At 66.2% G+C, this 23,729-nt stretch carries 2 protein-coding genes (1 of these 2 running past the window's edge); both read left to right on the top strand.

Translation table 11 applies throughout. From position 1 onward, the window contains the following. The first annotated feature begins 16 nt into the window (after positions 1-16). The gene (locus FW796_RS20805) at positions 17-8,386 is read left to right on the top strand and encodes an amino acid adenylation domain-containing protein (protein WP_446439934.1); all 8,370 of its coding nucleotides are present in this window, start codon (positions 17-19) and stop codon (positions 8,384-8,386) included. Next, positions 8,383-23,729, top strand: the 5' portion of a protein-coding gene (locus FW796_RS20800; RefSeq protein WP_446439933.1) for an SDR family NAD(P)-dependent oxidoreductase. It continues 2,869 nt past the right edge of the window; only the first 15,347 of its 18,216 coding nucleotides appear in the window; it begins with the start codon at positions 8,383-8,385; its stop codon lies off the right edge, out of view. Before FW796_RS20805 ends, FW796_RS20800 begins: the two co-directional genes overlap by 4 nt.

The following is a 23,729-nucleotide window of genomic DNA, read 5'->3' as shown; positions in this document are numbered from 1 at the left end:
TCTGGATGGAACTCAGATGTCTGTCAACGACTTGCAATCGGTCAAGAAAACCATTCGTCGCCTGTTAGCCGATGCCCTGGGCGTCAGTGCCAAGGACATCAGCGAAAGTCGAACCTTTTTCGAGCTGGGCCTGACGTCGCGTATCGGTGTGATGTGGATGGCCGAGGTCAATCAGACCTATCGGCTGAGCATTCCGGCGGTGCGCGCCTACAACTACCCGACGCTGGCCCGAATGGCCGAACTGGTGCATCAGGAGCTGGCCGCCCAGGGCGTCGAGGGCGATGTCCAGCGCCCGGCGCGCACGATGTTCGGACGCCGCCTGGTGCCCGCCGCCGTGACGCCGCCAGCCACCGACACCGCATCGCCGGTTGTCCTGGAGCAGGCCGCTGCCGCCCCGGCCCCACGAAAGAAGCTGAGGTCATTTCGCGAGGCCTCGCCAAGCCATTCTCAGCCTGCCCAGGCAGTCCCGCTGAGTGCCTCCCCAGCGCCTGTGGGCCGGCCTGCATCGTCCAAGGCCGACGCTGGCGCCATCGCCGTTATCGGCATGTCCGGGCGCTTTCCCCAGGCGCGCAACGTGGAGGCGTTCTGGGCCGCCGTGGCCGAAGGCCGCGACTGCATCAGCCGCGTTTCCCGGGACTACTGGCGCATGGACCAGGCCTATAGCCCGACGCGCCAGGCCGGCAAGAGCTACTCCGACGCCATTGGCGCGGTCGACGATATCGACCGCTTCGATCCGCTGTTCTTCAATATTTCCCCGGCCGATGCCGACGCCATGGACCCCCAGCAGCGGCTGTTTCTGCAAGAAGCGTGGAGTTGCCTGGAAGATGCCGGCCTGCATCCGCAGCAACTGGCTGGCAGCCAATGCGGGGTGTTCGTCGGTTGCGGCAACTATGGCCAGAGCCAGAATGGCAATGCCCTGAGCGCTGCCGGTTTCCTCGGTTCCAGCACCTCGATCCTGGCGGCGCGCATCGCCTACCTGCTGGACCTGCGCGGCCCCTGCCTGACCATCGACACCGCCTGTTCCGCCTCCCTGGTGGCCATCGCCCAGGCTTGTGACAGCCTGGTCATGGGCAACAGCGACCTGGCACTGGCCGGTGGCGTGTCGATCCTCAGCGATCCATCGATTCACATCATGGCCAGCCAGGCCGGCATGTTGTCTGCCGATGGCCGTTGCTACAGCTTCGACCAGCGGGCCAATGGTTTTGTCCCGGCCGAAGGGGTAGGGGTGGTGGCCCTCAAGCGCCTGGCGGATGCGCAGCGCGACAACGATCCGATCTACGCCACGCTGATCGGTTGGGGGGTCAACCAGGACGGCAAGACCAACGGCATCACCGCGCCGAGCCAGACCTCCCAGGCCGAGTTGCAGCAGGCGGTGTTCAAGCAGTTCAACATCGATCCGCGCACCCTGGGGCTGATGGAAGCCCACGGCTCGGGCACGTCCCTGGGGGACCCGATCGAAGTGGAGGCCCTGGTCAATGCGTTCAAGCCGTTCTCCAGCGATAGCGGTTTCTGCGCCCTGGGCTCGGTGAAAAGCAACATGGGGCACATGTTGGCGGCGGCGGGGGTGGCGGGGTTGTTCAAGGCGCTCCTGGCGATCCGCCATCGACGACTGCCGCCTTCGGCGCAGTTCCAGACCCTGAACCCACTGATCCAGCTCGAACAAACGCCTTTCTACATCCATACCGACAACCGCGACTGGAGCGTGCCCGCCGGCACTCGGCGCCGGGCAGGGGTCAGTTCGTTCGGCTTCAGCGGAACCAACGCCTACGTCGTGCTGGAGGAATACCTGCAGCCAACGCCAGAGCCTGCCACCGCGCCAAGCCCACAGATCATTGTGCTGAGCGCCCGCAATGAGGAAGGTTTGCGGGCTTATGCCGACGCGCTGCTGAGCTTTTTGCGCGCCGCGGCAGCGCCGCTGCGTCTTGAGGACCTGGCTTACACCCTGCAAGTCGGGCGCCTGGCCATGGAGGAGCGCCTGGCCCTGGTGGCCGACTCCGTGGAAGCGCTGGCAGAGGCCTTGGCCGCTTACCTGGCGGGGGCGACGGGCGATGAACAGGACGCCACAACGTTTCATGGTCAGCCGGCGGTCGAGCAGGACGCTGTGCTCGATGCCGACGAGGTCTCGGCCATGGCCTTGCGCTGGGCGCGGGAGGGCCAGTGGACGGCGCTGGCCCGGTTGTGGGTACGCCGCGGCGGTTTCGACTGGCAGCCCCTGTGGGCCCAGCGTGGAGAACCACGGCCGCAACGCCTGAGCCTGCCGACCTATCCGTTTGCCCAGCGCCTGTGCCAGATGCCGGTGTTTCAGGCCGACCGAGCCTCGCAGGCAGCGCAAGGGCTTTCGCAACTGCTGCAGCGCAACGTTTCCACGTTCGAGCACGTGGCGTTTCGTTCGGTGTTCAACGGCGACGAATTCTACTTTGCCGACCATGTGATTGCCGGGCGCAAAACCCTGCCCGGTGTCGCCTATCTGGAAATGGCCTGCATCGCCGGCTACCTGGCCTCGGGCCAGACGATTTCCCAGCTGCGCAATATTGTCTGGCTGCAACCTTTCCTGGTGGACCGCGAGCCGGCCACCCTGGAGCTGCGCCTGAAGCACAAAAACACCAAGACCCGCTTTGAAATCCATGACTTGCGCCAGGCTGGCGAACACCTTTGCGCTCAGGGCGAGATAGTCATGGACCCCCAGCTTCCCGCCATGCCGGCGCTGCCGGACCTTGCCGGGTTGCTGGCCAATGCCCAGGTGCTGGACGAGCAGGCCGGGTGTTATGCGCGTTTCGATGCCCAGGGTTTCGCCTATGGCGCGACCTTTCGCGGGATCAAGACCCTGTCTCGCAGTGGGTCCTACCTGATCGCCGATATCCAGCGCCAGCCGGCCGGCCGCCGGGGTGAACCGGCGGTGCCCGAGGGGCTGGGCGAGCTGTACCCGCTGGTGGATGGTTTTATCCTCAACCCGGCGCTGCTCGACAGTGCATTCCAGCCGTGCATTCGTTTTTGCGAGAGTGAAAACCCCAGCAGCACCTACATCCCCTATGCCCTGGACCAGATCACCGTGTTCAAGGCCTTGCCCGAGCGCTTCTACAGCATTGCGCAACTGCGTGAAATCGACGCTGAAAGCGCCCAATGCTCGGTGTACATCCTCAGCGACAGCGGCGAACTGCTGGTGCATATCGACAACCTGACGTTGCGCCCCATCAAGCAGCAGGCATCGGCGCCGAGCCTGCGCTATCGCATGGAGTGGCTGCCCGCTGCGCCGGCGCCAAGCATGGCTGGTGCAGCGTTACAGGCCCCGCGCCTGTTGTTTGTCGCCGACGCGCAAATGGCCGCCCATCTGGCACGGCCCCAGGACACCCTGGTGTATCCCGGCGCCGAATTTCGCTGCGTGGCGGCCCGGCACTACGAAGTGGCGCCCGGCAACCCGGAGCATTACGCGAGGCTGTGGGACGCCTGTGGCACCCAGGAGATGACCATTGTCCATGCCTGGGCACTGGGCGCGCCTTCGGCGTTGCAGCAGGCCCTGACGGTGAATCTGTACTCGCTGCTGTTCATCAGCCAGCAGCTGCTGCACCACGGCGCCGCCAAGGGCACGACGCTGCTGCATTTCTATCCCCATGAGGTGCCGGCGGGTGTCGCCGTGGGCGGGTTGATGCGCAGTCTGGCGGCTGAACAGCCGTTGTGGGTGGCGCGTTCCGTCGGTTTGCCCGGCTATCCGGTCCAGCGTCTGGCCGAACAGATGGAACGGGAAATCGCTGTCCAGCAGGCCCCCGGCCAAGGTGTCGAAGTGCGGCTTGAGCAGGACCAGCGCCTGCTGTTGACGGCCGCGCTCGACACGCAAGTCGCCACGGGAACGACGGGATTGCGCGAGGGCGGGGTGTACCTGATCAGCGGTGGGGCGGGTGGCTTGGGGCTGATTCTGGCCCAGGCGCTGGTACAGGGTTATCAGGCGCGGGTGATCCTGACCGGGCGGACGCCGCAGGCGCAATTGTCGGCGGTGACCCGCGAGCGTCTTCAAGCGCTGAATCACAACCCCCAGGGCGGGCAGGTGGAATACCAGGCCGTGGACATCACCGACGGGCCCGGCATTACCCAACTGGTGGCCTCGATCAGGCAGCGAGCCGGGCGTATCCACGGCGTGTTCCATTGCGCCGGAACCCTGGAAAACGGAGTCCTGGCGAGCAAAAGCGCCGAACAGATCGCCGCCATCGTCAACCCCAAGGTCATGGGTGTGACCCTGCTGGATCAGGCCCTGGAACACGAAGCGCTGGACCTGTTCGTGGTCTATTCGTCGATTTCGGCGGTCATGGGTTTTGTCGGTCAGACCGACTACGCCTATGCCAATCGTTTCCTCGATGGCTTTGTGGCCCAACGGCAACGCCGGGTCCAGCAAGGCATGCGCCAGGGCCGTAGCCTGTCGATCAACTGGACCTTGTGGCGCGACGGCGGCATGCAGCTCGATGAGCAGAGTACGGTGTTCCTGGAGCGCAGTCGTGGCTTGGTGGCCCTCGACACTGACGCCGGCGTGGCTGCCCTCAAGGGCTGCCTGGGCGCTGAAGGGGGCACGCAACGGGTAGTGGTTCAGGGGCAGGCCAGTGCCATCCAGGCGGCCTGGAATGAATTTCCCAAGACGTCGGGCCGCGCCGCGCCGGCGCCCCGTCCGCCAGCCGCCAGCCCGATGGGACAAGACCTGTCGGCGGTGGGGGAACGCACCCTGACTGAACTGGCGGACCTGCTCAAGCTGGCGCCCGGCGATATCGACCCCGACCAGGACCTGATGAAGTACGGCCTGGACTCCATTGGCGCGATGATGCTGATCAACAAGATCAACGACGCCTTTGACATCAACGTGCAACCGGCGGCGTTGCTGCGCCATACCAGTCTCAGGGCCTTCACCGCCCATATCTGCGGGGAGCATCTGCCCGAGGCCGTCAGCGCCGTGCCGGCGCAACCACAACTGCAACCTGAACCGAAAGCGCCAGCGGCGCCTGTCGCCGAACCCGCGATTGCGCTGAGCTATCCCGATCCGTACCTGGCTCCTGTGCCCAAGGTCGACTGGATCGATAGCATCGCGCCGCAGAGCAATGCCCAGGTGTGGCCCATGAGCCACGGCCAGCAATCGTTGTGGTTTATCCATAAGCTCAACGAGCACAGCGCGGCGTATCACATCGCCATGACCTTGCGCTTGCGCTCGCCCCTGGATCGCTCTGCCCTGGAGCGCAGCTACAGCCTGCTGGTGCAGCGCCATCCGGCATTGCGTACGCGGTTCAGCGAACGCCAAGGGCAACCGGTTCAGGAAATTGCGCCCTCGATGGTTCCCGACATCGGCGTGAGCAACCTGATCGGCCAGTCGCCGGAGCAGGTTCAAGCCGCGCTGCAAGCGGCCCATCGCCAGCCGTTCGACCTGCAACACGGCGCGCTCAGCCGGTTGCGTCTGTTCATCTGCGGTGAGCACGACACCCTGGTGCTGTGGACCGTCCACCATCTGGTCTCGGACGCCTGGAGCCAGTGGCTGTTGCTCGATGAACTGCTCAGCGGCTACCAGGCCCTGCGCCGTGGCGAGGAGCCGGCACTGACCCCGTTGACCGCCACGTTCGCCGATTTCGTGCGTGAGGAAGAGGCTTTTCTGCTCAGCAGCGCCGGACAACAGCAGCGCGACTTCTGGAAGCAGCGGCTGGCCGACCGCGACGTGCGGTTGAACCTGCCGCTGGACTTTCCGCGGCCCACTGCCCAGACCTTCAATGGTGCCTCTGTGGCGATCCAGTGCAGCCGCGAACTGAGCGACGGCATCAAGGCCCTGGCGCAGCGTGAAGGCGTCACGGTGTTCACCGTGCTCTTGGCCGCCTATCAATGCCTGCTCGGGCGCTACTCCTCGGACCGTCAGGTATGGATAGGTTCGCCGGTTTCGGGACGCATCAATCAGCGTTTCAATCCGTTGGTGGGCTATTTCGTCAACTCGGTGGTGCTGACCGCCGATCTGCGAGCCAATCCGTCCTTCAGCGAGTTGCTGCAACAGCAGAAACAGGTGGTGCTGGAGGCCCTGGAAAACCAGCGCGTGCCGTTCGCCAAACTGGTGCAAGAACTCAACCCCAGCCGCGAAGCCGGGCGTACGCCGCTGTTCCAGGCCGAGTTCGTTTATCAGAAACCGCACCAGAGCAGCGAACTGATCCGCATCCTGTCGCCCCGTGAAGGGGTACCGATCCAGCACCAGGGACTGCACCTGGAGTCCGTGCCTTTTGCCCAGCAAGAGGGCCAGTTCGAGATTGGCCTGGAAATGATGGATATCGATGGGCAACTGGCCGGCGCCCTGAAGTTCAATGCCGACCTGTTTGCCGCGCCGACCATGGCGCGCATGCGGGACAGTTTGCTGATCCTGTTGCAGCACTGCGTCAGCCAACCGGGGACTCCGGTCTGGTCGCTGCCGGTGGTTGCCCAGCAGGACCTCGCGCGTTCGTCCACCTACTTGCAGGGCCGGCAGATCACCGTGGCGCCCTTGACCACGGCCCAGCTGTTCGAGCAGCAAGTGGCGCGACACGCCACGCAGGCTGCGTTGATCGACGCCCAGCGGACCTGGACCTACGAGGCCTTGAATCAGCGGGCCAATCGCATGGCCCAGCAGTTGCGAGCCAGCGGTCTGCGACCCGGGCAGGGTGTGGCCTTGTGCATGCAGCGCTCGGGGGACTTGGTCGCCGCGTTGCTCGCGGTATTCAAAGCCGGTGGCTTCTATATTCCGATGGACCCGGGCTTTCCCGCCCAGCGCCTGCAACACATGCTCGATGACGCCCGGCCGGCCTTCATGCTGGTCGACAGCCTGAGTCAATTGCCCCAGGGCTTGACCCTGGGCACTACGCAGTTGCTCGATCTGGCTGCGCAAGCCGCCGCCATCGAAGCGCGCCCGGCGGACAACCTGCCTGGCCCATCGGGCATGGAAGACTGCGCCTACGTGATTTACACCTCGGGCTCCACCGGGCGCCCCAAGGGCGTGCAGATCGGCCATCAGGCCTTGAGCAACTTCCTCCAGTCCATGGCCCGGGAACCGGGGATTTCGGCGCAGGACCGTTTGCTGGCGGTGACCACCATTTCTTTCGACATCGCCGCGCTCGAACTGTATCTGCCGCTGGTCAACGGCGCCTGCGTAGTTCTGGCCTCCCGCGAGGCGGCCATGGACGGCCTGCACTTGCAGCGCCTGCTTGAGGAACAGCGCATCACGCTGATGCAAGCCACCCCGACCACCTGGCAGATGCTGGTGAGCACTGGCTGGGCCGGCAAGCCGGACTTGCGCATTCTGTGCGGTGGCGAACCCTTGCCCCGCAGCCTGGCGCGTGAGCTGCGTTCGCGCAGCCGTGAACTGTGGAACCTCTACGGACCCACGGAAACCACGATCTGGTCCTGTGTCGAGCAGGTCGATGACCAGGGCGATTCAGCCATCGTGCCGATCGGCAAACCGATCGACAACACCCGCCTCTACATCCTCGATGGGGCCCAGTCGCCAGTGCCGCCCGGGGTGGCCGGTGAGCTGTGCATTGGCGGCGAAGGTGTGGCCATCGGCTACCTCAATCGCCCGGACTTGAATGCCGAAAAATTCCTCCAGACCCCCACCGGCCGGGTGTACCGCACCGGTGATCAGGCGCGCCTCACGCTCCAGGGACAGCTGGAGTTCCTGGGCCGCGAGGACGGCCAATTGAAAGTCCGGGGCTTTCGCATCGAGGCGGGGGAAATCGAAAACATCCTGCGCGGCCATCCCCAGGTGCGCGATTGCGTGGTCACCCTGCGCCAGCGCGGCGCTGGCGGCGATAGCGAAGGGGTGTTGACCGCCTATGTGGTCATCAGCGTCCCGGCGGTCCTGGACGAAGCCTTCAAGTCAGACCTGCGCCAACGCGTGGCGCGGGACTTGCCGGGGTACATGGTGCCGTCGTTGTTCGTGCGCCTCGACACGCTGCCGCTGACCCCCAACAACAAGATCGACCGCAAGGCGCTGCCCGAGCCGCAGAGCGAAGGCGCGCACTCGTCGGCGCCAGTGCCGGGCGGGGCAGAGCAGGTGGCGCGGATCTGGGCGGCCACTCTGGGCCTGTCAGAGGCGCGTGACGACAGCCACTTTTTCAACGCCGGGGGGACCTCGTTCACCGCGACCCGCTTGATCTACCAGATCCAGCAGGAGCTGGGCGTCACCCTGCCGGTCAGCCTGTTGTTCGAGCATCCGACCCTGGGTGGCTTTGCCGGCGCGCTGGCGCAGCGCACCCGCAACAGCGCTCCGGCAACCCCCGTCACGCCACAGCAGCCGGCCGAGCGTGCGAGCCACGACTCGGACCAGGCCTTGCTCGACATCCTTGCGCAATTGCAGAGCGGTCGACTCAGCGTCGATCAGGCCAATCGTTTAATGAGTGATTTCCAATGACTGCGTGCATTACCACCACCGACATCCTCAATCTGGTCAAGGACGGTCATATCTCCCTGATCCAGGGCCGTGATCTGCTGCGCCTGGTAACCGGCGTCAGCCAGCCCGCCAAGGATCAGCCTGCGGGCGCGATGGACATCGCGATCATCGGCATGTCCGGGCGCTTTCCCGGTGCCGACAGCACCGCCCGTTTCTGGGACAACCTCAAGGCCGGGCACAACAGCGTGACCGAGATCCCCCTCAGTCGCTGGGGCAGCCACGACTACTTCGACCCCGAGCGCAGCGCCAGCAACAAGAGTTACAGCAAGTGGGCCGGCCTGGTGGACGACATCAAGGGCTTCGATGCCGACTTCTTCAACATCAGCCCCCGTGAAGCCCTGCTGATGGACCCCCAGCAGCGGCTGTTTTTCCAGGAAGCCTGGGGCGCCATCGAAGACGCCGGTTACGCGCCGGGCAGTTGGTCCGACAGCAAGTGCGGGGTGTTTGTCGGCTGTGTTTCCGGTGACTATCTGCAACACCTGCGCGAGCAGCAGATGCCGGCCGATGCCTACAGCCTGACCGGCAACGCCTCATCGATACTCGCGGCGCGGCTGTCGTACTTCCTCAACCTGAAGGGCCCGGCGGTGGCGGTGGACACCGCCTGTTCATCGTCCCTGGTGTCGGTGCACATGGCCTGTGAAAGCCTGATCAGCGGCACCTGCGAGGTTGCCCTGGCCGGCGGCGTGATGCTGTACAACACCCCGGAAATGTTCGTCCTGGCCTCGCAGTTGGGCATGTTGTCGCCGGACGGGGTGTGCAAGACCTTTGACGAGCGGGCCAACGGCATCGTGATTTCCGAAGCGGTCGGCGCGGTGGTGCTCAAGCCACTGGCCGCCGCCGAACGCGATGGCGACACGGTGCACGCGGTGATTCGCGCCTCGGGCATCAATCAGGATGGCAAGACCCCAGGCATTACCGTGCCCAGTGCCTATGCCCAGACCCAGTTGCTCAGCGATGTCTATGCCCGCGCCGGGATCGACCCGCGCACCATCGGTTATGTCGAAGCTCATGGCACCGGCACCCGCCTGGGCGACCCCATCGAGTTTGAAGCCCTGACCGCAGCGTTTCGCCAGCACACGGACCACAACCAGTTCTGCGCCATCGGCTCGGTCAAGACCAACATTGGCCACGCCCAGGTCGGCGCGGGCATTACCAGCCTGATCAAGACCGTGTTGTGCCTGCGTCATCAGGCGTTGCCGCCGTCCTTGCACCTGGAACAGCCCAACCAGCACATCGACTTTGCCAACAGCCCGTTCTTCACCCTCGAGCGCCTGCAACCCTGGGCGTCCCAGGCCGAGCATCCACGGCGCGCGTGTGTCAGCTCCCTGGGCTTTAGCGGCACCAATGCCCATATCGTGCTGGAAGAGTACGTACCCGCTGCGCCATTGCCTGCCGCGCCATTGCCGGTCGACCAGACCGGTTTCCCCGGCGCCGCTGTCGCGGTGCTGTCGGCGCGCACCCCCGAGCGCTTGCGGGTCATGGCCGGGCGTCTGCTGCATTGGCTGGACAGCGAGGCGTCGCTGCCGGCTTTTCGCGATGTGCTGCACACCTTGCAGAACGGACGCGACCCGATGCCGGCGCGGCTGGCCCTGGTGTGTGAATCCCTTCAAACCCTGGCCCAGGGGTTGCGCGGCTTCCTGGCGGACAACCTCGATCCGCAGCGAGTGTTTGTCGGCGACGAACCCAGCGAACAGCAGCAACAGCGGGCCCAGGCCGAGCTTGCCGCGCTGCCACGGCCCCTGGCTGGCGACCTGGCCCGGCTGTGGGCGGCCGGTGCGCTGCTGCAATGGCCGCTGTTCTCGCCCCAGGACGGTGTCCGGCGCGTTTCGCTGCCGACCTATGCCTTTGCCTCGACGCCCTACTGGGCTGCGGGTACGCCCGAAGCCTGCGGTGCCGTGCCGGCCTTGCACCCGATCCTCTCCCGTCGGCTGAGCGGTACTGCCCAGCCCAGCTTCAGCCACCGTTTCGACGGCGACGAGGTGTACCTCAAGGACCACCTGGTGTCCGGGGCGCCGACTCTGCTCGGCGTCTCCCATCTGGAAATGGCCATCACCGCGCAGCGCCTGGCCGGGGAAGGGGGGCTGGACGGCCAGTTGCAGCAAGTGCAGAACGTGGCCTGGATCAAGCCGGTGATCGTCACCGATCAGCCTCGGCAGGTGCAGGTCGACCTGCAGGAAACCGAGCGTGGCACCGCCTACCGGGTCAGTGACGGGGCCGGGCAGCTGTATTCCCAGGGCCGGGTACGTCGGCTGCCGGCGCCGGCGCAGACGCCGCGCATGGACCTGGCCGCGATCAAGGCGCGCTGCGCCGAGGTCTGGCCTGCGCTGGAGTGCTATCGGATCTTCGATCGCAACGATCTGGTCTACGGGCCGGGTTTGCGCACCCTGGAAACCTTGTATTTCAACGCCAGCGAATCCCTGGCCCGCCTGGTCCTGCCCCAGTCCCTGCGCCACGACCTGACGGCCTACACCTTGCACCCGTCGTTGATGGACGGTGCCTTGCAAAGCCTGTTGGGCCTGCTCGGTGATCCCAGCCAAGACAACACCTTGTACATCCCCTATGCCCTCAGCGAGATCACGGTTTATGCACCGCTCACGGCGACCTGCTACGCCTATGCCCGGGTGGCCGGCAACCACGGTTCGGCGCAGTTCGCCGAAAAACGTTTCGACATCGACCTGCTGAGCGACGACGGACAGGTACTGGCGGCCATGCGCAGCCTGTCCTACCGGCCTTACTCGTTGCGCAAGCAGGACGACCTGCAACTCTTTACCCCCCACTGGCAGGTGCAAGACTTCAACCTGCCGCTGGCGGCTCAGCCGTCGACCGCCCACAGCGTGCTGTTCACGGCGGCTCCAGGCGGCTGGCCGGCGCTGGAACAGGCCCTGGGTTTCAAACCCTGGTGCGTGTCGCCAACCCTGGCCGGCGAGGCTGCAGTGCAGGTCAGCGACGGCGGCAAGACCCTGGGCATCGACCCGCGCACGACCGGGCATTGGCAGCAATTGCTGGACGCACTGCCTGCCACCGGCGACCTCGATTGGCTGTTCCGGCTGGAAGAGGGGCTGCAAGGCGAGGCGCTGTTGCAACTGTTGTATCAATTGCTGCCGGTACTGGTGGCGCGCCAGCGTACTCAGGGGCGGTTGCTGTTTGTCAGTCGCTCGGGGCACTTCGCGCATCGCGCCCTGGCCGGGTTTGCCCGGGTCCTGGGTCATGAACATCCCGGGTTGCAGGCCTGTGTCCTGGAGGTGGCCGAGGGCTCCGAAGCCGAGGCCGTGCACCACGTGGCGCAAGAACTGCGGCATGCGCCGGGGGCCGCTCAGGTGTTGCTGCGCTACCGGCAACAGGCGCGTCAGGTGCAACGACTCAAGGGCCTGGAGCGCTCGGCGGCGCTCGCATCCCAGGGCCTGTTTCGCCAGGGCGGTGTCTACCTGATCAGCGGCGGTGCCGGGGCCCTGGGCCTGCAGATTGCCCGCCAGCTGCGTCAGCGCTTCGCTGCCCGGGTGATTGTCTGCGGTCGTTCCGCGCCGGACAGCGTGGCGCACGCCCTGGCCCAGGCCGAAGCACCCGGCTTGCCGGGCGTGACCCGTTATCTGCAGGCCGATGTCAGCCATCAGGCGGACGTCGCCGCGCTGCACCGGGCGATCAAGGCCGAGTTCGGTGCCCTCAATGGCGTCCTGCATGCCGCCGGGGCCATTCGCGACAGCCTGATCGTCAAGCAGGACCTGGCCAACCTGGGGCCGGTGATCGCGCCCAAGGTCGCGGGCGTCCAGCACCTGGATGAGGTGACTCGCGGGGATGGGCTGGACCTGTTCCTGGTGTTTTCGTCCATCTCGTCCCTGGCGGGCACTGTCGGCCAGTCGGCTTACGCCTATGCCAATGAATACCTCGATCATTTCGTCCAGTGGCGCGACGAGCAGGTGCAGGCCGGGCAGCGCCAGGGCAAATCCCTGTCGGTCAACTGGCCGTACTGGCGCGATGGCGGAATGCGCATCAGCGAGCAGAGCGAAACCCTGATGCGCAACGTGATGGGGGTACTGCCTCTGTCGCTGGATCAGGGCCTGGAGGTCGTGCTGGGGCTGTCACCGACGAGCCCCACCACGCTCTGCGTCGCGGTGGGGGATCGGGCGAAGATCGAAAAGGTCCTTGGCATGACCTCCGCACAGCCCGTACCGAGCATGGCGGTGCGGCCAAACCCGGTGGCCGCGCAGGAGGGGCTGATCCAGGCGTTGGGCCGGCTGGCCGCCGACATTCTGCGCCGCGAGGCCAACAGTTTGCGTCCTCAGGTTGCCCTGACCGATTACGGTTTTGACTCCATCACCTATGTCGAGCTGGCCAACCGGATCAACCGCGACTACGCCCTGGACATTACCCCGGCGCTGTTCTTCGAGCACAAGACCTTGAGTGCCGTGGCCCAGTGCCTGGCCAGTGAATATGCGCTGGCCAGCGCTGATGCGCCGCTGATGGCCACGGCGCCGACGGCCACCACTCAGGGCGCTGACTTGATGGCCACCCTCAAGGACCTGGCGGGTCAGGTGCTGCACAAGAGCGCAACCGGGTTCAACCTCGACACCGAACTGGGCAGCTACGGATTCGACTCCATCACCTATGTCGAACTGGCCAACAAGCTCAACGGTCATTACGCCATCGACATCACCCCGGCGCTGTTCTTCGAACACAAGACCCTGGCCACGGTGGGGGCCTTCCTCTCGGCCCAGTACCCGCAGATCGTTGCGCCGCCAGCGTCCATGCCGGAGCCTGCGACCGCTGCAGCCGTTGCCTCACCCGTTGCCACAACCACGCCACAGCCCGAGACCGGCGCGATGCCGATCGCCATCATCGGCATGGCCGGGGTGCTGCCTGGGTCGAAGGACCTGGACAGCTTCTGGGAGCACTTGCAGGCGGGCGACGACATGATCACCACGGTTCCGCCGCAGCGCTGGAGCTGGGAGGCGATCTACGGCGACCCGGCCGAAGGTGGCAAGACCCGCGCCAAATGGGGTGGTTTCATCGACGATGTCGACAAGTTCGACAGCCTGTACTTCAACATCTCGCCCCATGAAGCGAAGCTGATGGACCCGTCTCAGCGCTTGATCCTGGAGACGGTGTTCAGCGCCATTGGCAACGCCGGCTATGCCAGCGCCGATTTCGCCGGCAGCCAGACCTCGGTGTTTATCGGCGTCGGCGCCATTGACTACCTCAACCTGCTGGTGGAATCCGGGCAGCCGATCAGCGCCTATTCCTCCACCGGGTTGTCCCACTCGGTGTTGGCCAACCGCATTTCCTATCTACTGGGCAGCCATGGCCCGAGCCAGCCGGTGGACACCGCCTGCTCCAGTTCGCTGGTGGCCCTGCACCGAGCGGTGGAATCGATTCGCAATGGCTGCGAAATGGCGATTGCCGGTGGCGTGAACCTGATCCTCAGTCCGTACCTCACCTTGTCGTTCAGTGACGCCGGGATGTTGAGCGAGGATGGCCGTTGCATGACCTTCAGCGACCAGGCCAATGGCTATGTACGCAGCGAAGGGGCCGGCGCGGTGTTGCTCAAGCCACTGCACCGGGCCATCGCCGATGGCGACACCATCCACGCGGTGATCCGCGCCACGGCGGAGAACCATGGCGGGCGGGCGAGCTCCCTGACGGCGCCGAACCCGGTGGCGCAATCGATGCTGCTGGTGGACGCCTACACCCGCGCCGGGGTCGATCCCTCGACCATCACCTACATCGAAACCCACGGCACCGGCACGCCCTTGGGCGACCCGATCGAAATCAATGGCCTGAAAGATGCCTTCGCCACGCTGTCTCGCCACTACGGGGTCACTATTCCCGAGGGCCGCTGCGGCCTGGGGGCGGTCAAGACCCATATCGGCCATCTGGAAGCCGCCGCCGGCATGGCCGGGCTGTTCAAGATCATTCTGTCGATGCAGCACGGCACCTTGCCGGGCAACCTGCATTTTTCTCGGCAGAACCCTTACATCAAACTCGCCGACAGCCCGTTCTATGTGGTTGATCAGCGCCAGCCTTGGACGGTCTTGAGCGATCCGCAAGGTCAGCCGATTCCACGCCGGGCCGGGGTCAGCAGCCTGAGTTTTTCCGGGGCCAATGCCCACGTGGTGCTGGAAGAGTACGTGGCGCCGGCCGCGGTGCCTCGCGAGGACGGCGAGCAACTGGTGGTGCTCTCGGCCAAGACCCGCGAACGCTTGCTGGAAAGTGCCCGACGCCTGGCGCGCCATCTTGAGCAACACCCGGATGTTTCCTTGGCCAACCTGGCCTACACCCTGCAGGTGGGCCGCGATCCGCTGGCCGAGCGCCTGGCGCTGGTGGTGGCCAGCGTGGCTGAACTGCAGCAACGCTTGCGTGAGCTGGACGAACCGTCTACGGCCGCCGATTGGCTGTACTGGAGTTCGACGGACGCCGCCAGCGAGGAGTGGCACGAACCCGCTTGGCAACAGGCTCTGGCAGCCGGCGACCTGAAAGCGCTGGCGCGCCTGTGGACCGCCCAGCGCGACGGCGCCGCGGATTGGCGCGGGCTGCCGCGTCCGGCCGGTGTAGCACGGGTGACCCTGCCGAGCTATCCGTTTGCCCGAATTCGCCATTGGGCCATCGACGAACGCCCCACGCCGCCCGAACCGTCCAACCGCCATTCGCTGCTGACCTTTGCCGAACACTGGCAACCGGCGCTCGGTGAGGTCGCCAGTGCGGCGCCGGAGCAGCCACGGCTGGTGCTGTGCTGCCTGTCCGAGCCGATTCATCAGGCCCAGTTGCGTGAGCTGGCAGCCCAGCAACTGCCGGGCAGCCGCCTGGTGTTTCTGTCCCGTCAGGGCCAGGCGGGCGCCGACAGTTTCGCGCTCAATCCGCAGCGCGCCCATGAGGTCAGCGAGGTGCTGGGGGCGATGGTTCAAGGTTACGGCGCCATCGACGGCCTGCTGTACCTGTGGCCGGTGGAAGCGCCGGAACTGAGCCTGCAGCCGGAGCTGCTGGTGAACCTGCTCCAGGCCTTGTCGCGGTTGCAGCAGCCGCTGCAGCGGGTGTTGCTGGCCGGGCTCTGCCGCGACGGGCTGGACCGTTGTCAGCTGGAATCCTGGATCGGCCTGGAGCGCTCCATGCCGCGCATCCTGGCGCACACCGCCTGGCAGACGGTGCTGCTGGAAAGCACCGAGTCCTGCGACTTTGCCCTGGCAGGTTCAGGGCAGGCGAGCGCCTGTTTCACGCCGCTGTTGCGGCAATGGCGCGGCGGCGAAGGTGGCAGCACCCTGTATGTGGGGCCGCAGCGTTATCATCTGTCGAGCCGACCTCTGGCACTGGAAATCGGCGCGGCGCCAGCGTTGCAGAGCTTGCCGTCGGCCCGGGCCAACACTTGGCTGATCACCGGTGGCAGCGGCCATCTGGCGCTGCTGTTCGCCGATTACCTGGCCCGCACCCAGGGCGCCGCATTGCGTCTGGCGCTGGTGGGACGCTCAGCGCCGACTCAGGCCCTGGAGCAGCGCGTGCAAGCCTTGGCAGCTCTGGGGGCTCAGGTGCGTTACTTCCAGGCCGATGTAACGGACTTCGGCTCCATGGAGCAGGCGCTGATCCAGGTCCGCACGGCCTTTGGCCCGCTGCAAGGCTTCATTCACGCGGCGGGGGTCGAGGAGGGCGCGGGGCTGTTGCAGGCCTCGGCCAATGGGTTCCAGACGGTGTTGGCGCCCAAGGTGTCCGGCACCGAGGTACTCGATGCCCTGACCGCCGGCGACCCGCTGGTCCATGCCTGCTATTTCTCCTCCACCGCCGCCTTGCTCGGCGACATGGGCGCGGGCAGTTACGCCATGGGCAATCGCTTCCTGATGGCCCACGCCACCTATCGCAACCAGCGGGTCACCCGTGGCGAACGGCACGGGCAAACCATCGCCATCAACTGGCCGCTGTGGAAGGACGGCGGCATGGGCCCGGTGCGGGCTGCGGCGGACTCGGAGCCGGGGCGCGCCCTGGCGTCGTACCTGCACGGCAGCGGGCAGGCCTTGCTCCTCGCGGACCAGGGCCTGGCGGCTTTCGAAGCGATTCTGCACAGCGGTCTGGAGCACGTGGCCGTGGCCTATGGCGACACCTCACGCTTGGCGCAACTGTTCGACCTGGAGACCCAGGCTCAGGTGGCACCGGCACCGGCACCCGTGAGCGAAGCGCTGGCGCCTGAAGAGGTCATGGATTTGCCCGCCTGGGTCCTGTCGCAGCTGCAGGACCTGTGCAGCGACGTGGCGCAGATTCCGGCCACCGAGTTGCCCGGCGATGCCACCTTGAGCAGTTTCGGTTTTGATTCGATCAATCTGGCGCGGCTGGCAAAAAAGATCCAGCAACGGTTCGGCTTCGCCGTGAGCCCGGCGCTGTTTTTCTCCTATCCGACCCTGGCGCGCCTGGCCGAACATTTGGCGCAACAACAGGCAACGGCATTGACCCGGCACTATCGTGCGCAGGCCACGCCCAAGGCGGCCTTGGCCCAAGCGTCACAGCCCTCGGTGGCGCCGCTGGGAGTGGTTGCCGGGCCCGAGTCGGCCCCGGGCCATGAGGTCACGCGCCCGCTGCTGGCTGAACCCATCGCGATCATTGGCGCCAGCGGTCGTTTCCCGCAATGCGATTCGGTCGATGAAATGTGGCAGCTCTTGCTGGACGGGCGCAGTGCAGTGAGTTCGGCGCAAGCCCCTGAGGGCTACAGCTGCGGGTCGTTGCGGGGTGTGGACGAGTTCGACCCGCTGTTCTTCGGCATTTCTCCGCGTGCGGCGCAAGAGATGGACCCGCGCCAGCGGCTGTTGCTCGAAGAATCCTGGCGTGCCCTGGAAACGGCCGGTATCGGCCCCCGTCACTTGGCCAGCCAACGGGTCGGTGTGTTTGTCGGCCTGGAGGAGGGCGAGTACTTCCTACTGGGCGGCGGCGGTTCCATCACCGCCAACCACAGTGCTATTGCCGCCTCGCACCTGGCGTATTTCCTCGACCTCGATGGCCCGGTGATGACACTCAACACCGCCTGCTCCTCGGGCTTGGTGGCGTTGCACCAGGCCTGTCAGAGCCTGCGTCTGGGGGAGTGCGAGATGGCCCTGGTCAGCAGCGCCAACCTGATGCTCACGCCGCAGTCGTTCAGCCGCATGGACGAGGCCGGCATGCTTTCGCCGGACGGCCGCTGCCACACCTTCGATCAGCGGGCCAACGGCATGGTCCCGGGCGAGGCGGTGGTGGCGCTGGTGATCAAGCCGTTGTCGGCGGCCCTGGCGGATGGCGATCCGATTGTCTCGGTGATCGCCGCCAGCAAGATCAACTATGACGGCAAGACCAACGGCATCACCGCCCCCAACGGAGCGGCGCAGGCCCGCTTGCTGACCTCGACCTACGAGGCTTGCAACCTGGCGCCACGGCAGATCGATTACGTGGTGACCCACGGCACCGGCACGGCCCTGGGCGATGCGGTGGAAGTCAACGCACTGGCGCAAGTCTTCGGCCAGTCGCAGGAGGGCGCCCATTGCGCGCTGACCTCCACCAAGACCAACTTCGGCCATTGCCTGGCCGCGTCGGGCCTGGTCAGCACCTTGTGCCTGGCCTCGGCGCTGCGCCACGAAACGATCCCGCCGAGCCTGAACTTCACCACTCACAATGACTTTGTCGACTGGCAGGAGAGTGCGTTTTTCGTCAACACCCGGCCGCGCCCCTGGCCGGTCAAGGCTGATGGCGCGCGTCACGGTGCGGTCAGTGCCTTTGGCATGAGCGGCACCAACGCCCATGTGGTGCTGCGGGATCTCGCGGCGGATGAGCGACGCCAGCCACAACGCTTCAAGGTTTCTCCGGCCTACCTGCTGGTGCTGTCGGCGCGTTCGATCCTCTCGCTATGCGACCGGATCGAGCAACTGATCGACCTCCTGGCCGGCGATCCACAACTGGACCTGGCCGCTGTCAGCCACACCCTGCTGGAGGGCCGTCATCACTTTGCATACCGCTGTGCGCTGGTGGTGCAGGACCAGGCTTCGGCGCAGAGTCTGCTGCAACGACTGGCCAGTGAACACCTGCCACAGCTCAGGCGCCGGGCGAGCAGCGAGGACGCCTTGCCGGCGCAAGTGTTCGCGGAGCGGGTGTTGCTTGGCAAGGGCGACCAACACCAGGCGCCGCAAGCGTCGATTGTGCGCACCATCGAGCAATGGACACGGCAACTGGGGGATGACCTGGGCAGCGAAGTCCAGGTTGAGGGCTACGAGGAAACCCTGCGCGGGTTGGCCGAGTTCTACTGCCAGGGGTACACGCTGCCCTGGCACCTGCGTTACCCACGACAGGCTCCAGTGCGCCTGCAACTGCCGACCTATCCCTTTGAGCACGGGCGCTACTGGGTCGATCCCCAGGGGCCCGGTGGTCACCAGCAGCCGTCGGTGCCGCCGTTGCAAACGCTGGCGCAACCCTTGGTCCAGCACCAGGCTTCGCTGGCCAGTGGCGAGCGTTTCGTGTCGGCGTTTACCGGGCAAGAGTTCTTCCTGGCCGACCATGTGGTGCAGGGGCATCACGTATTGCCAGGGGTGGCCTACCTGGAAATGGCCCTGCAGGCTGCCACGACACTGCGACCCGACTGGCGCCATGCGCACTTGGCCAAGGTCGGCTGGATGGCGCCGCTGATCTGGGACCGCCGCGAGCAGCGGCAGGTGGAGACCTGGCTGACAGCGCTGGCCGGGGCCGACAGCTTTGCCTACCGCATCGTCAGCCGCCTGGCCGACCAGCCAGCGGCCGAGCCGACCGTGCATGGCCAAGGCGTGGTGTCGCTGTTCGATACGGTTCAGGCCGGGGACCCGGCGGCCAGCGCGGTGCTGGATATCCGGGCGCTGCAGGCCGGCAGCACGCATGTCTTGTCGGGCGCCGACTGCTACGCCGCGTTTCACGCCGCAGGGCTGGCTTACGGGCCGACCTGTCGGGTGATCGAGGCGATCTACTGTGATGCGCGCCAGTGCCTGGTGCGCCTGGTACTGCCCCAGGTGCCAGGCAGCCAGGCCAGCACCGGCTGGACCTTGCATGCGGCCTTGCTGGACGGCGCGTTGCAAGGGGTGGCGGGGTTCTTCCTGGGCGCAGACGGCAGTGGCAGCCTGCCGCAGAAGGTGCCATTCGCCCTGGATCAGGTGGATGTCCACGGTCCTCTGGATACAACGATGTGGGCACTCTTGACCCTCGATAGCCACGGCACGCTGAGCAAACTCAACGCTCGGCTGTATGACGACCTGGGCCAGTTGCGGGTCAGCCTGCGCGGGCTGGCGGCCCGGGAAATCACCCTGGCCGAGGACGCCGCGGTCACGCCGATCCGCCTGCAGCGCCAGTGGCAAGCCGTGCCGGCGGCGCACGCAACGTCGGCGCCCCAGGGCCAGCATCAAGTGCTGTTGCTGGCGGCAGGTGATCCGCTGCCGGCGTTGAATCGCCTGGGCCGGTTGTTTCCTCAGGCCCAGGTGCAGGCCCTGGCGGTGGGCTCCAGTGGCCAGGACAACCCGGCCCTGGCTCGGGATTATCAGGCGGCGGCCGAGGCCCTGTTCAGCCACCTCAAGACCTGCCTGGGGGCCGGTGCCGGTCAGCAGTCGTTGTTTATCCAGGTGCTGCTGCTCGGCTGGCCGGTGGCCCCGGTCATGCTCGGCCTTGAAGGCCTGCTGAAAACCGCGAGCCTGGAAAACCCGAGGCTGCGTGGGCAACTGCTGGCCATGCAGTCCCTGGACGCGCTCGAACAAGGGCCGGTCAGCGCCGAACATCACGCGGTCTGGCTCGACGCTGGCGAGCAGCGGGTGCCGGTCTGGAGCCACCTGGCGGCGACAGCCGCGCAACCCCCGGTCTGGAAAGACGCCGGTTGCTACCTGATCACCGGTGGCGCGGGCGGGCTGGGACGTCTCTTTGCCCGCGACATCATCGAGCACACCCATGGCGCGCGCATTGTGCTGGTGGGCCGCTCGCTGCTGAACCCGGCTGAACAACAGCAATTGGCCGCCCTTGAACGGCGCGGGGCCCGGGTCGAGTACTGCCAGGCGGACATCGGCCAACCGGCGGAAATCGAAGCCCTGCTGGCCTCGGTGCAACAGACCCATGGCCCCCTCAGCGGGGTGATCCATAACGCCGGCATCAACGCCGACGAGTTCATCGTCAACAAGACCCTGGCGCAGTTCGCCGCTGTGCTGGAGCCCAAGGTGCGGGGCACCGCCAACCTCGATCACGCGACCCGTCACCTGGACCTGGAGTGCTTTGTGCTCTGCGCCTCGGCCAGCGGCGTGACCGGCAATGTCGGTCAGGCCGACTACGCAGCGGCCAATGCCTTTCTCGATGGCTTTGCCCATGAGCGTAACCGGCAGGTGGCGCGGGGCGAACGCCGTGGGCAGACCCTGTCGCTGGACTGGTCGCTGTGGGCCGAAGGGCGCATGCGCCCCGACGCCTCCACCGAGCAGCGCCTGTGGACCCAGTCTGGCATTCGCCCGCTGAGCACGGCGGTGGCGCTGTCGGCGTTGCACGGCGCACTGGCCGCAGGCGCGACCCAGGTGCTGGTGGCCGAGGGTGATGCGTCCCGGGCCTTGCAGCCTTTTGGCTTGAGCCCAGCGGGACGCGCGCCGCTCGAGCCACCCCAGGCCGCGCCGGCCTCATCTCTGGGTTCGCTTGCGAGCCAAGCGCTGAGCGCGGCGCAGGTCCAGCACTACTTCAAGCAGTTGCTCGCCGATGTGTTCGCGTTGCCCGCCCATCGGATCGATGTCCAGGCGCCCCTGGAAGACTATGGCATCGACTCGATCATGGTCGGCCGCTTGAACGCCCGGCTCGAAGAGGTCTTCGGGCCATTGTCGAAAACCCTGTTCTTCGAATTCCAGACCCTGGAGAAACTCTGCGGCTATTTCCTTGAGCAGCATGGGCCAAAACTGAGCCAACTGATCACGCCGGCCGCGACCGCGAACGTTGCCGCAGCGGTCGGATTGCCGGTCACCGCGAGCGTCGCCCCTGAACCGGCGTTGCAGCCAGCGCCCGCCGTAGCCGGGCCGATGGAGTTCGCCATCGTCGGGCTCAGCGGCCAATACCCGTTGGCGGCGGATCTGCAGCAGTTCTGGGACAACCTGCAACAGGGGCGCGACTGCATCACGCCGATCCCGGCACAGCGCTGGAACCACCAACGCTTTTATGCCGAGCAGAAAAACCTGCCGGGCACCACTTATGGTCAATGGGGCGGTTTCATCGACGACGTGGACTGCTTCGACACCCTGTTTTTCAACATCTCGGCCCGTGAAGCGCAAATACTCGATCCCCAGGAGCGGCTGTTCCTGCAGTGTGCGTATCACCTGTTGGAAGACGCCGGCTATACCCGTGCGACCCTGGCCGCCACGGCTCGCCAATACAGCCCTGAACACAGCGCTGCCCATAGCCTGGACAGCGCCGCCGTCGGGGTGTTTGTCGGCGCCATGTACAACGAGTACCAGCTCTACGGTCCTGAGGAGACGGCCCTGGGCCATCCGCTGGCGATTCCCGGCAATGTTGCCTCGATTGCCAACCGGGTCTCGTACTTCTGCAACTTGCATGGCCCCAGCGTGACCCTGGACACCATGTGTTCCTCTTCGCTGACGGCCATCCATATGGCTTGCCAGAGCCTGTTGGCCGGCGAGTGCGCGGTGGCGATCGCCGGCGGCGTGAACGTCACCGTGCACCCCAACAAATACCTGGTGCTGGGGCAGGGGCGCTTTCTCTCCGACGACGGTCGTTGCCGCAGTTTCGGTGAAGGGGGCACGGGCTACGTGCCGGGCGAAGGGGTCGGCGCAGTGTTGATCCGTCCGCTGGCGGATGCCCTGGCCCAGGGCGATCGCATCTATGGGGTGATCCAGGCTTCGGCCATCAACCACGGTGGCAAGACCAACGGGTATTCGGTGCCCAACCCCAATGCCCAGGCGGCGCTGATTCAGGCCGCCCTGCACCAGGGCCGGGTGGAGCCCCGCGCCATCAGTTACATCGAGGCTCACGGCACCGGCACCGCCCTGGGCGATCCGATCGAGATCGCCGGGCTGAACAAGGCCCTGGGCACGGCTGGCGAACAGGACCGGCACTGCGCCATCGGCTCGGTCAAATCCAATATCGGCCACTGTGAAAGCGCCGCCGGTATCGCTGGGGTGACCAAGATCCTGTTGCAATTCCAGCACCGGCAATTGGTGCCTTCGCTGCATTCGGCCGTGCTCAACGGCAACATCGACTTTGCCGACGGTGGGTTGCGGGTGCAGCAAACCCTGACGGACTGGACGGTGGCCGCGGGTGAAACCCGGGTGGCGGCGGTGTCGTCGTTTGGCGCCGGTGGCGCCAATGCCCACCTGATTCTGCGTGAACCCACTGAGCGTGAATCCGCCCGCGGGGCGCCAGGGCATGACGGCCAGGCCTGGGCGATCCCGCTGTCGGCTCGCACGGCGGGGCAACTGCGCGACAAGGTTGAACAATTGCGCCAGGCCCTGGCCGATGGCCAACCACGGACCTTGGCGGACATTGCCCATACCTTGCAGGTCGGGCGTGAAGCCATGCGCGAGCGCTTGGTGTTCATGGCCGACTCGCTGGACACCCTCGCTCGGCACTTGCAGACCTTGAGCCTGAACTGGACCCAGGTCGAGGCAGCGTCCGGGGCGGGTCTGTGGCGGGAGCCGAGCGGGGCAGGGCTGTTCTACCGTGCCAAGGCCGGCGCTGCATCCGCTGCCGTGGCTGCCGAGGCTAGCCTGGAGGCACACCTGCAGAGCTGGGTGGCGGGGGGCTCGCTGGACTGGGCCCACCTGCAGCCTCGCACTACGGCTCGGCGCATCAGCCTGCCGCTGTACCCGTTCGCCAAGGAGCGCTACTGGGCGCCACTGGGCCGGGATGCTATTGCCCCCGCGTTGCCCCAGGTGGCGGACCAGCCGATTCTGACTCGCAGCTGGCACGCCGCGCCCCTCCCATCCGTGGCATCACCTGCGGCCCAGGGGGCGCTGCTGATCCTGTGCACCGAGCCGACCCTCGGGCTCGCCCAGGGCTTGTTTGCGTCCGGCGCTCAAAGCCTGGATCGGCATTACCTGGTGCACCAAGGCCCGGGCGCGGTTGATTTGCATGATCCCGACAGCACCCTGGCCGCCTATCGGCGCTGCCCGGGCGCGTTGACGGGGCTGATCGACCTGACCGCCCTGGACCCGGTCTATGAAGCCAGCACCGCCCTTGAACGAGGCAAGCTGGCGCTGCTCCAGGCCTTTGTCGCCGAGCAGCGCCAACAAGCGCCGCGGCTGTTGCTGGTGACCCGGGGCCTGCAGCCCTGGAAGCTTCAGCCGACCCTGCAAGGGGCGCGCAGCGTGGGCCTGTATCGGAT

This window comes from Pseudomonas sp. 910_21 (genome assembly GCF_052850735.1).
Note: the sequence above shows the minus strand (reverse complement) of the source record. Positions and strands in the feature narration are given on the sequence as shown.